This is a genomic window from Acidovorax sp. 93 (assembly GCF_003633835.1).
GTDB lineage: Bacteria > Pseudomonadota > Gammaproteobacteria > Burkholderiales > Burkholderiaceae_C > Acidovorax > Acidovorax facilis.
Genome location: NZ_RBIT01000001.1, coordinates 3,402,708 through 3,414,949 on the forward strand (window position 1 = coordinate 3,402,708; position 12,242 = coordinate 3,414,949).

Below are 12,242 nucleotides of genomic sequence, written 5' to 3' on the forward strand. Positions count from 1 at the left end.
CTACTTGCTCTTTCGAGCCGGAACACCTGTGTAGATGCCTGGCTCGACTATTGATCGATGCACCACGCCTCCCGCACCCACCATAACTCCGCTGGCAACTGACACGCCATCGATGATGACAGCGCCAGCCCCCAGCATTGAATATGCTCCCAAGCTGCTTCTTCCGGCAATCGTGCTATTCACTGAGATATGGGCATACTCGCCAACCTGAGCTTCATGCTCAACGACAGCTCCCGTATTGACAATACAACCAGTGGCTATGGACGCCAAAGGACCGATGTGCGCATGATGGCCTACGAAGCAGCCTGCTCCGATGGAACTTCCAACCCCCACACTGGCGAGCGGAGAAACAAGGGAAACCAAAGGCAAACCCAGCTGCTCAATAGCCAGACACTGCTGACTTCGGCGTTTATTGTCACCGGCAGCGGGAAAAGCGCTATATTCTTGAAAATCATCTATCGCCAGAGACGAAACTACGGAATGCCCTAAAAAACTCTCCCCAGGCCGTGCATTTTCGTCGACAAACAATAAACTGATGTACCCGCATGCCAGCGCCAAATCGGCTGCACTACGCGCATGGCCACCATATCCGAAAATTATCAGTTTTTGAGACATCATTGCAGATTCTTGATTCGATCTACCCTGGAAATTCGGTCCAGAACTTCGATGTGCTCATTCACAACATCAGACCAGGAACGCTGGCTAAGTTGATCATAGGTTATGCGCTGCCGTGCTAGCAACTCCTGCGGATGAGCAAGTCCCCATTCAATGCGCCGTGCGCAGTCCTGCCAATCATAAGGGTCAAAAAAACTAATCTCTTGCAATTGAGGATCTGTCAAAACTTCCTCTGTGACCGGTATACGCGCCATAACCACTGGAGTGTCAACGGACAGCGCCTCAGTAAAGGTAAAGGGACATCCTCCTTCGCTCAGACTTGGATTAACAGCCAATGTCGCCAGCTTGTAACAAGCAGCCAACTCAGCAATACTGAGCTTGGGCAAGCATAGAACATCATTCTCTAATCGATTGATAGAAATAAAATCTTGTATCTCAGGTGCCGAACGCGGATGCCCAGTCAATATCAGTTTATGCGAAATATAGCGATTACGCAAAAGATACTCATATGCCCGAAGCAGGGTAATAATATTTTTATTCGGCCTGAACTGACTCGCATAGAATATAAACTGCAGCTCTCCATTGACCAGTCCAGAGGTATAGTCAATATTGGTGGCACGTAGTAGTGCTTGGAATAGCAGCTTCTGACAATGGTGCTTTGCCGTTTTTTCGGTGTCGGGAAACCCTGTAATTTCCACAGAGCGGTTCAATTTATTGGCAGCATGATGAATCACAGAAATTTTTTCCGCATCAACGCCATAGCGATCTACCAGCGTACCCCATTTCACTGCATCACTGTAGGTCACCAAGTTGTGTGCAGAATGAATCGATTCTTGAACCTTCTCAAAAACCTGCAGAGTGTAGTTTCCATTGACCGATGAGAAACCCACGGGAAAATCAGTCAATACAACATCCGGCACACACATCAACCTTGGGGCCTTGATCTCATTGAACGCTGGCCAGAAGGCCGTAGGGCAGTACCAAGCTGTTACCTCGTGCAGCCGCTCAATGACTTTCTGCATGCGCTGGGACTCAGAGTGCTCCATGTCAGCAAACAGACGCTGAACAAGTCCTATCCCTTGCGGCTCATCCAGCAAAGCTTTCAGCCGAGCTCTTTTGACAGCAATTCTGGGAGCCAGCCGCTGAAATCCGCGTTGAAGGAGAGGTTTCCAGCGATTGACCAGCAGCATGGGAATCCACAGGGGAGCCAGCATCAGAAGCAGGGCCCCCACTGGCAGCGCCTCCACGCAGAACATCAAAAGCGTGGATAAGCTGTTTACCGTGATGCCCCGCCGCTCTAAGCGCATCTGCGCCCTAGTGGCTACTTTATCCATGCCACGAGACAGACGCCGAAGCCAGCTCGAACCTCGCTCGCGTTTCAGGTAACTTTTCCAGGCCTCATAAACGTAGAGCGCGTACGGCTTTCCTTTAGGTCCAATGACGCGCACGCGATCCATGGGAACGTCCTCGCTCAGGAATAGCTGTTCCAATGAATCATGAGACCAACTGGGGCAAACAATCGTGAAGCGCACGTCAGTGCGCCCCTCCGCCCCTTTGAGAAATGCCGCCAAGTATCTACCTAGACCTTCCACCCTCAAATCAACCGTGGGGGGATATGCGACGTAAATTCCGTATTCTTTTACAGGCACGAGCGCACCTCTTCCCAGTACTGGCGTGCAAGCGCCTCCACACTCTGGCCGGCAAGTTGTTGTGGTGAAGGCAGGTGGGCACGCCTGCCAGGGGCGTCAGACTCCATTTGCTTAAGCTGAACCGCCATATCGCGGGGAGACTTGGCGTCCATCCACGCGAGGTTCAGTGCAAACTGCGTATCCATCTCACGCATAGCGGGATAGTCGCTGGACAGCGATGGAACCCCCAAGCAAGCAGCCTCAATCACGCTGAACGTTCCGTTATCAATATTACCTGCATGCCATAGGAACACGGCCCCTTCCACGAGTTCGCGATAAGTGGCGTCTAACAACTCGCCGCACCACTGAACCCGCGCCTTCAACAGTTCACTGCGTTCAAAGACCTTGGCCATTTCTCGCAAATGAGGAGTCTGACTGGTCAGCATGTCCCGGGTGTTGACCCCCGTAACGCGGCAATCCAGCTTTCCGCCCAATTCGCCGTAGTAGATCTCTAAGGCCTGCGCCGCGCGAGCATGATTCTTGTGCAGGGAAGCATTGGTGGTCCAGATAAAGTAGCCCCGACCCGAACCTCGTTCCTTATTGTGGGCTGCCCTACGTATGGGAAACTCAGGCGCCAACATAGGAACCCGACGAACCAAGCGAGGCTGAAGACCCGCATATTGGGTTGCGTCTCGCCAAGTGAAGTCTGTGGTCACAAGCACGCGCGCAGCAGACTGAGCAGCCAGTAGAAAAAAGTAGTCCGCGCCCTGCGGCATGACGGCTTCATAGCGCTGCAAATAGTCATACACCATGAGCACATTGGGCTTCAGTGGAAGCAAAGGACTCGACAAACGGTCGCTGACGACAAGCCAAAGGTCACAATCTTGCAGCTGCTGAATTCCGTCGTCGGGCACGAGGTATTGCTGCACTAGGGGCTCCCACTCCGGAAAGCCCGCGTACCGCATGGCACGGCGTGCCTCGCCAGCTCGCAGGGACTTCCACTTATATGGCCTTCGCTGGACCCCTTCGGCCAAGTCATCAAAATCAGTTGTCGAATACACCGCAGGGTCGTCCAGATGCAGAAACACAACATCTGTCGGCTCTCCTGCTTGGCGACTGCCGATATACAGCGCCTTGGCTAGCAACAACGCGCCTCGTAGGCTGCCACCGCGATACCCCACAGGCAAGATCACCGCAATGCGTTTGCGCTTCGTCACGAGGGGTCGACGCGCTTGTTCTGCGCGCGCCAGGGCGAGTTCTGAGGCGATGCGGGCAAAACCAGCCTGCCATGCACCTTCACAGTTCGCTGGATTCATCGCATCCAGAAGCATCGTTTGACTTCCTCGGATGCTCCGGATCAGATCTTGGTCGTCATTCAGGATACGTTCAATTTTTAGCCGCGCTTCACGGATGGTTTCGCAACGCCCCGGAAGCTTCGAGCCGCCCATCCGATCCAACATACCGCCCCCCATGAATACAAGCGGCATGCCGATGCGAACAGCCTCAAAGGGGTGGTAATGAATATGATGTGATTCTTGGCTGTGATAAAACATGACGCGGCTTTGAGTCATGTTATGAGCATGCTGCTCATTGCTCACGAAGCCGAGAACCCTCGGGTCATCCACTTGAATCGGTTGTGCGCCAGCGACGATATAGGGTAGATCCCCAAAACTTCGGCAAAACGATTCATATATCTGCCGATAGTAAAAATTGAATCCAATATCTGGGCAGACAAAAACAACCTGTTTTAGCGCACCTTCCCAGCTATCCTTATAATCAACACTTTCCATACCCAAAGGCAGATAGCATCTTCTGTCACGAAGATACTTAGCCTCTTGATCCCCCAGATGTGGATAGGCCTCACCAAAATAGAATCGCCCACCCAAACCCCTCACAGTTGAAGCGATTCCGTAGTGCGCTATTATTTTCTCATAAGTGACTGGTTTTTCCGTCCCGAACGCCCTTAAAACGATGGCCCCACGAAAATACTTCGCAGCAGATACCAAAACCTCCGCTGAATGCAATATCAAGAAAACAACATCAAAGTGTCGATTTGCAATCTCCCAGGCATCTTGACTTGCTCCAGCATACCAATCCGCCGCATTTAAAACCTGCAGATCATGCACTGATATAGCCAGTCTATCGTCCTCTGAGAAGTCAATATTTGCACTCCGAAAGCTTGGGTCAGCTGGAAATATTTTTGGCTGGAATATCTGCTCCACGCCAATGCGTTTCAGCATTGGAATCTCGAATTTTCGTGCTGACGTGTGGTTAAGCAACCACATTACACGCAAGGGCTGATCATTCCTCATGGAATATTATTCACCTTCTTGTACTCGACTACCGCCTTGGAAATGGAGCCGTCAAAAACTATCTCACCACGGTGAAAAACCAATCCTCTCTGGCAAAGGCTATTAAGGGCGCCAAAATCATGAGAAGCCAGCAGAAGAATTTCTGCGCGCTCAATCAACTCCGCAATTCTCTGCCTCGCTTTACCCATAAAATTCGCATCCCCCGCCCCAATAACTTCATCCAGCAATAATATATCCCCACCAACCGCAGTAGATATAGCAAATGCTAATCGCACTTGCATGCCTGCAGAATATGTCTTAATAGGATAATCTATAAATTCCCGGAGATCTGCGAATTCAACGATCTCGGCCTGTTTTTCACGCATGAACCGCGGCGTTAATCCCAATAACAGTCCCCGATATAGAATATTTTCACGACCGGTAGCATCCGGCTCGAACCCTAAGCTCAAATCAAATAGCGAACGCACCTGCCCTCGAACATTGACCTGGCCACTGGAGACTGGATACAAACCGGCAACGGTTTTGAGGAAAGTGCTTTTTCCAGCGCCGTTGTGCCCCAGGAGCCCCACACGCTCTCCACCTTTGATTTCAAGAGTTATATTCTTGAGCGCATGAACATCTTTGATCTCACGTGCACCACTTTTCCCAAACGGCCGTGATAATAAAGATTTAAGCGAACGCTCTTTGAACGCAACCGATGCATAATGCAGATTGACTGCTTGAAGATTGATTTCAGGCTGGTTCATAAATAAAAGATAACCTTGCTCTCAGCCTTCCGCCCCACCAACCAGGCGAAAAGACCAAACACCAGAGCTATTGCAAAGGAATAGCTGTAGTTTTCGACGGTAGGCCATGCCCCCTCCAGCAACGGCGCTCTAACCAACTGGAGCACGTGGTAAATGGGATTGAAGTCCACCAGAAAACCCATCCCCCCTTGCCTAAACATTTTGGCTTCAAAATAGACCGGCGATATAAACCATAAGGCCTGCATCAATAGCCCCATAGCGTGGGGCACGTCCCGAAAGCGCACACCAATATACGCCAGGGTCGTAGCCAAGGGCCACGCGATCAGACCCAAAACAGGGAAGATGGTGAGCGTCGCCAACCAACTCCAGCCGAAGTTCTGCGGAAGCACAACCAGCGACCATCCAAACAGAGCAACGCTTGCCAACATCAGAACAGCCAGGCTCCCTAAAACGGTGCGGAGGGTATATATGGCCAATGGGTGTTTACACTGCTTGATATATGCATCTGCCTGAACGAACGATAGGGCTCCCCCCGTAACGTTGGCAACCACAAATTCCCACACAATCAAGCCAGAGAGAATGTAAGGGGCATAAGTTGTGATGTCTGACTTGAACATCTGGCTGAACACCACCGCCAGTAACGCCGTCATGCCGAGGGGTTGAATAATTGACCACAAGGCCCCAAAGAAGGAACGCCGCCAACGCGAGCGCAGATCAGCCAGAGCGAGATGGGTCCAAAAATAGCGGGATTGCCATATCCCTTTCCAGTATCGATTCATTAAACTAATCCAGTGGTTTGACCGTTGCACCTATCCATCGAATACCCAGCCCTTTGTTGCAGTGGTCCAGCCCCAACGTGGATGCATCCAGACGCAATATCTCGGTACCTCCTACAGATAGAATCGCCGTCAAATGGCTAGTTTTTAGCTGAACATCTCCCTCCAGAGGAAGTCCAAATACATTTGCAATTTCCGTCAACTGCCTCCACCCGTCTCCTTTGTGGCGCCATGCAGACAATACCCCTCCTCCGACCGAACTCTGAATCAGTAATGCAGCCATATGGGTATCCCCACCCTTACCCGTGTAACCAAGCACGGCAGAGACATGCGACACCTGCCCAGCTTCAAGGGCATAGGAAAAGCACGCCATAGATTGATTATCAGAGTCCTTTTTCAAAGCTAGGCACAGGTTATCTACAGCGGCTCGCTTACTTCCATCATTTAACGTTTCTGGTGACCCGAGGACCAAAGGGTATGACGACCAGGTGGCTTTCCCGCCCCAAACAGCGCGAGCCAAATCCAGCTTGCCCTGAACCAAATCGGCATTAGACATTGCAAAATTCTGGCCATTTTTTTCGCTTTTTTCCATTTCAGCCGGGGGAAGATCCCGGAACCCACTTTCCGCGAGGAAATTCTGGATATTATGCAATGGAGTGCCATGGTGGGCTAGATCGGGTACATCCAACAATCTCACCTCATTCACTGCTCCATAAGGCCCCAAGCAGATGTAGTCAATCGCTTGCCATTGCTTTCGATCCAATACCCAAATCGCACTCAGCGAATTGCGACGCAAATCTCTCCCGGTCTTTTGGCTCTCTCCTACAAGCACGTAATCATCGGTAGCAGCCAGCCCGCGCGTATATACAGGTGATCCTGATTCCCAAAGAGGCTCTGCGCAATCTATATCGATCAGGGCCCCAATTTCAGAATGACAACTTATACGCTGGCCTTCAGAGGTAATCCAAATATTGTGAAGCCCCGTTCTCTCACCGAGAGGAGTGACTGATAACAAGTCAAGATCCGGGTATGAAAAAACAGCCAACTTAGAGCCTTTATTGTGGCCATGCGCTACTACAAACAGTTGATCATTCTGGAGAAATACGGAATTCAGGTGATCGCCTGTAATTTTTTCCAGCGACAATCGGTCCCATCGCGCGTTACTGATACCCGCCTCTTGAAATAGATTGAGACGATTCAAATCAACTATCGAAATAACATTTCTGCCCGTGTTCGTACAAATAATTCGACCATCAGGCGCACACAATATCTGGTGAGGAGCAGATAAGAAACGCCTCCCATTCTGAGTACCTTTGGAGAGCCAGCCCTGTTCAGATTGGGCATAAGATGCTATGTCGATGAGATCTGAATTATTCACACCTGAATGTGAAAGAACCAGCTCCGAATCTCCCGGGAACCAAGATATTCCATAATATTCTGGCTGATCTTTTTTCAAAGGGGTAACGCGCTTCGAATCTAGATCGACCAGCAAAATATAGCCAGTGGTGGCGACTAGCGCATACTTCATTACACAAGATTCTCAAAAAATAGTCGCAAGTGCTTAGCGATATCTTGTACATTTTCAAACGCAAGCGCGGGGAAGCTCGGCAGATTGATTCCTCTAGCCCCTAGATATTCAGCAACAGGAAATACGCCTTCAGCCTGACAATGAGGCATGGTGTGCGCAGGATAGAAAACGGGCCGTGTTTCAACGCCTTGCTTGCGCAGGTGCTGGCGAAGCCCGTCCCGTTGGGTGGCATCGTTCACCAGAACGGAGCACATCCAGAAGGAATGTGTCGTTCCGGACTCTTCACGATGCACCTCCAGCGGCAATCCCTGCAGGGCCTCTTCATACCAAAGTGCAATTTGGCGTTTCTTTTCAAGAATGACGTCTGCTTGTTCCAGCTGTGCCAATCCAATCGCGGCACAGATATTAGTCATTCGGTAGTTATAGGCAACGATATCGTGCCAATATTCCCGGCTTGACGATACGCCTTGATTTTTCAGGTGAAATGCTTTCGCGAGCACTGCTGCATCTTTGGCAATTACCATACCTCCTTCGCCCGTGGTAATGGTTTTGTTGCCAAAGAAGCTGAAAGTGGCGACATCACCAAAGGTGCCAACATGTCGCCCTTTGTAATAGCTACCAAAGGCCTCAGCGCAATCCTCAACCAAGAGAAGATTGTTCTCTTTGCAAATTTGAACAATCGGATCCATGTCACAGGATTGCCCATACAGATGAACGGCCATCACCGCCTTGGTTCTTGGTGTTATTTTTTTCCGTATATCTTCGGGGTCTACCTGCCATGTAGCTTGCAACGAGTCCACAAATACGGGAGTTGCGCCCGTTTGGATGATGGTGTTGACCGAAGCAATGTAGGTGAAGGTTGGCACAATCACCTCATCGCCAGGACCAATGCCCAATGCGGCCAGGGCCAGATGAATGGCCACGGTGCCATTGCAGACACTGGTTGCACCTCCTTGCGCACCCACATAATTTGCGAAGGCCGACTCGAACTTGCCAATGAATTCCCCCTTGGAGGAAATCCAAGTGGAGTCCAGGCACTGATTGACGTACTCTTTTTCGCGTCCGTTGAAATAAGGTTGGTATACCGGAATCATGCCTGGCCGATCATTCGTGATGGTTGAAGTATTTAAAACCATTCTGTTTGACCAGCTCGTCGCGTTGTGCCTCCTTAAGGTCTTCCCGCATCATTTCTGAAACCAGCTCGGCGAAAGTGGTAGTCGGTACCCAGCCCAATTTCTGCTTGGCCTTGGTTGGATCGCCAAGCAGTGTTTCAACCTCTGAGGGACGGAAATACCTGGGATCGACCGCCACAATACATTTACCCGTTGCCGTGTCGTAGCCTTTTTCCTCCACACCCTGCCCCTGCCACTGGATATGGATATCGATCTCTTTCGCTGCAAGATCCACAAATTCGCGAACTGAGTGCTGCTCTCCGGTCGCAATTACAAAATCTTCCGCTGTTTCCTGCTGCAGCATTAGCCATTGCATCTCTACATAGTCGCGCGCGTGACCCCAGTCGCGCAGAGCGTTCATATTCCCGAGGTACAGGCATTCCTGTAATCCAAGTTTGATTCTCGCAAGTGCGCGCGTGATCTTGCGTGTTACGAAAGTTTCACCCCTCAAGGGAGATTCGTGATTGAACAAGATGCCGTTGCAAGCGTACATTCCGTATGCTTCACGGTAGTTCACCGTGATCCAATAGGCGTACATCTTTGCAACCGCATAAGGAGATCGAGGGTAAAACGGGGTGGTTTCCTTTTGGGGAACCTCCTGCACCAAGCCATAAAGCTCAGAGGTAGATGCTTGATAAAAGCGGGACTTCTTTTCCAAACCGGCAATACGTATGGCTTCTAGTATGCGCAACGTACCCAAGGCATCCGAATTGGCGGTGTATTCGGGCTCTTCAAACGACACGGCGACATGGCTTTGGGCCGCGAGATTATAAATCTCGTCTGGTTGAACCTGTTGGACAATACGGATAAGACTGGAGGAGTCTGTGAGATCACCATAATGGAGCGTTAAATCCAGCCCTTCGCTATGGGGGTCGTGATAAAGATGATCAATACGATCCGTATTGAACAACGATGCACGCCGGCGAATACCATGAACAGAGTAGCCTTTGCTGAGCAACAACTCGGCCAAATACGCTCCATCCTGCCCTGTAATGCCAGTAATAAGTGCTATTTTCTTTTTCAATTCACTCTCCTGAATGTAGATTTCTTAGATTAGGAGCACATCCGCCCGTAAGTATCGTCAAATCTCACAATATCATCCTCCCCCAAATAACTTCCTGATTGGACCTCAATAATCTCAAGCGGTACTTTTCCGGGATTAGAAAGTCGGTGGACGTGACCCACTGGGATATAAGTCGATTCGTTCTCACCCAAGAGAAAGACCTTATCCCCATTGGTGACCTGAGCCGTCCCCTTAACAACCACCCAGTGTTCGGCGCGGTGGTGGTGCATTTGCAGGCTGAGGCTTGCACCTGGATTGACCACGATGCGTTTGACTTGGAACCGCTCACCGCTATCGATACTGTCGTACCAGCCCCAAGGCCGATGTACTTTGCGGTGGGTGTTCGCCAAAGCGCGTTTGTGCGCTTTGAGGTGAGCCACGACATGTTTGACGCTCTGCGTCTGTGACTTGTCGGCAACAAGTACGGCGTCGGGAGTTTCAATCACCACGATATTCTTCAAGCCAACGCCTGCAACCAGACGGCTGCTCGTCATTACAAGTGACCCAGTCGAATCGGTTAACACTGCGTCGCCGACTACGGCATTGCCATTGGCGTCGTGGCCCAGGACTTCCCACAAGGCATCCCAGGCGCCAAGGTCAGACCACCCGGCCTGCAGCGGTACGACACACGCAGGAATATCCAGGTCTGGGCGTTTCGGCAGACGCTCCATGACGGCGTAGTCAATGGAATCCGACGGGCAGGCCGAGAAGGCGCTCACGTCAGGCCGTACAAAATCCAGATCGCACTTCGCCTCCGCCATCGCACGGGTGCACGCCTGGAGGATCTCCGGATTGCAAGCGCCCAACGCTTTCAGCCAGACACTTGCACGCACCATGAAGAGCCCGCTGTTCCACAGATACTCTCCTGAGTCGATGTACCTTTGGGCGGTATCACCATCAGGCTTCTCCGCAAAATTGGCGACACGGTAAGTCCCGGGCTCATACTCCGCGCCCCGCTGAATGTATCCATAACCCGTCTCGGGCCTGTCCGCCACGATGCCAAACGTGACCATTGCACCTTGCGCAGCTATCCCCAAAGCTCGAAGGATTGCAGCGTGCAAGGCGGGCCGATCAGTGAACACATGATCCGCAGGCATGGCCAACAGTATCGGGTCGCCTCCATCACGACAAGCTTGCAGGGCTGCGAGGGTAAGGGCAGGGGCCGTGTTCCGCCCAGAGGGCTCCAGGACGATGCTTGCGCTGTCTATTTTGGCGGCAGTCAGCTGACTAGCGGCGAGAAAACGGTGCTCGACGTTGCATACGAGCACTGGCGGTGTCAGCGAAACGCATTCTGGCAGTCCGTGCAGACGCAACACGGTGTCCTGGAGCAAGGTGAACTCACCGTTAAAAGCCAGAAACTGTTTCGGATAGGTTTCACGCGACAAAGGCCACAGCCGGGTGCCGGAACCTCCACACAAGACGACAGGAACCAGTGTGTGCTTCATGAAAAGGGACAAAAAAGGAGCGCTTCAGTGTTCGCTGCGGCCCTAACCGCTTGGAAACTGACCCGTTCAAAATTGGGGGAGCCATGGCGGCAGACTCTGCGCCGCACGCGTAGAAGAAGACTTGACACCGGTCTAGCGGTCCGGCACTTCTTTAACGCATTGTATCTTTGCCCCTATACGCGCCAGCCAAGGTTACATCGGGTTTCCTTCCCCCAGTCTGAAGGTTCGGCTGTCCGCTATGACCGAGCGGATCAATCCACAAGACCTCGTTGCGACGGGATATCGGCCACCAAAAAGTGTGCCGCTCTGCATTGTTTTTCAGACCCGTGGGGCCCCGGCAATCGCACAGCGCTCGACTCGGCTGTAAAGCACACGACCTGCCCGTACGAAAACCGCGCTGTGGCCCTGCTGATCTGTGCCAACTGCTAAGTCAGGGCTGAACAACCATTGAAGCCCACCCTCAAGGGGGAGGCACACGCCGAGGTTCGCAGAGGCGTCCCTTGCAACTGAGCGTGCCACTATTGAATCTTCGCGCAAAGCGCCAGCAAGGGGGATTGCGCACGGGTCTCGCTGTAGCGTGGCCTGCCCCCAACTCCCGTCACGGCGCTCCTTCAACCAAACAGATATTCACTCTGAAATGGCATAAAGAACATCTTCACGATCACCCCAATTGTTGCAGGTGTTATTACCAAAAACAGATACGGTCTTGTCTTGTGCTTGCGCAGAAAGCAACAACGCGTATATCGTCTTCCCTTGCGCAGTAGCTAGATTGATAGCCCACTGATTGTTGTTTCCACAAGTAGGAGATCCCGTCTTGGTACCAGCAGTAAAGAAAAGAAAATTACTGGCATTAATAATCATCGTAGTGACTTTGCCAGAAGACGTTCCTGCCTGAACATTAAATGCAAGAAGTATGGCACAAGCGGCGAACGAAGCTTTTTTAACTATTTTCATATA

10 protein-coding genes are annotated in these 12,242 nt (G+C 51.5%); all 10 read right to left on the reverse strand.

The features are described from left to right. On the reverse strand, nt 1–615 hold the full coding sequence (locus C8C93_RS15515; protein WP_233559430.1) for a NeuD/PglB/VioB family sugar acetyltransferase: 615 nt from the start codon (nt 613–615) through the stop codon (nt 1–3). Beyond that, nucleotides 615–2,072, reverse strand: a complete 1,458-nt coding sequence (locus tag C8C93_RS15520) for a glycosyltransferase (protein WP_199727034.1) — start codon at nt 2,070–2,072, stop codon at nt 615–617. Before C8C93_RS15520 ends, C8C93_RS15515 begins: the two co-directional genes overlap by 1 nt. Before the next feature lie 182 nt (nt 2,073–2,254). Next, nucleotides 2,255–4,555 carry a glycosytransferase gene (locus C8C93_RS15525; RefSeq protein WP_121507485.1) on the reverse strand — a complete coding sequence of 767 codons (2,301 nt, stop codon included), beginning with the start codon at nt 4,553–4,555 and terminating at the stop codon, nt 2,255–2,257. Then, the gene (locus C8C93_RS15530) at nt 4,552–5,301 is read right to left on the reverse strand and encodes an ABC transporter ATP-binding protein (RefSeq protein WP_121507486.1); all 750 of its coding nucleotides are present in this window, start codon (nt 5,299–5,301) and stop codon (nt 4,552–4,554) included. Before C8C93_RS15530 ends, C8C93_RS15525 begins: the two co-directional genes overlap by 4 nt. Further along, nucleotides 5,298–6,080 (reverse strand): ABC transporter permease, encoded by a 783-nt coding sequence (locus C8C93_RS15535; RefSeq protein ID WP_121507487.1) that lies wholly within the window; start codon nt 6,078–6,080, stop codon nt 5,298–5,300. Before C8C93_RS15535 ends, C8C93_RS15530 begins: the two co-directional genes overlap by 4 nt. Before the next feature lie 4 nt (nt 6,081–6,084). Next, nucleotides 6,085–7,605, reverse strand: coding sequence for a hypothetical protein (locus C8C93_RS25030; protein ID WP_147433772.1), 1,521 nt, complete (start codon nt 7,603–7,605; stop codon nt 6,085–6,087). Then, the gene (locus C8C93_RS15540) at nt 7,605–8,699 is read right to left on the reverse strand and encodes a DegT/DnrJ/EryC1/StrS aminotransferase family protein (RefSeq protein WP_121507488.1); all 1,095 of its coding nucleotides are present in this window, start codon (nt 8,697–8,699) and stop codon (nt 7,605–7,607) included. Before C8C93_RS15540 ends, C8C93_RS25030 begins: the two co-directional genes overlap by 1 nt. Nucleotides 8,700–8,709: 10 nt before the next feature. Beyond that, nucleotides 8,710–9,801, reverse strand: a complete 1,092-nt coding sequence (gmd, locus tag C8C93_RS15545) for a GDP-mannose 4,6-dehydratase (protein WP_121507489.1) — start codon at nt 9,799–9,801, stop codon at nt 8,710–8,712. Between the two features lie 29 nt (nt 9,802–9,830). After that, nucleotides 9,831–11,285, reverse strand: coding sequence for a mannose-1-phosphate guanylyltransferase/mannose-6-phosphate isomerase (locus C8C93_RS15550; RefSeq protein ID WP_121507490.1), 1,455 nt, complete (start codon nt 11,283–11,285; stop codon nt 9,831–9,833). 627 nt (nt 11,286–11,912) lie between these two features. After that, complete coding sequence (locus C8C93_RS25035; protein WP_147433773.1) at nt 11,913–12,239, reverse strand: hypothetical protein; 327 nt, start codon at nt 12,237–12,239, stop codon at nt 11,913–11,915. Nucleotides 12,240–12,242: the final 3 nt, after the last annotated feature.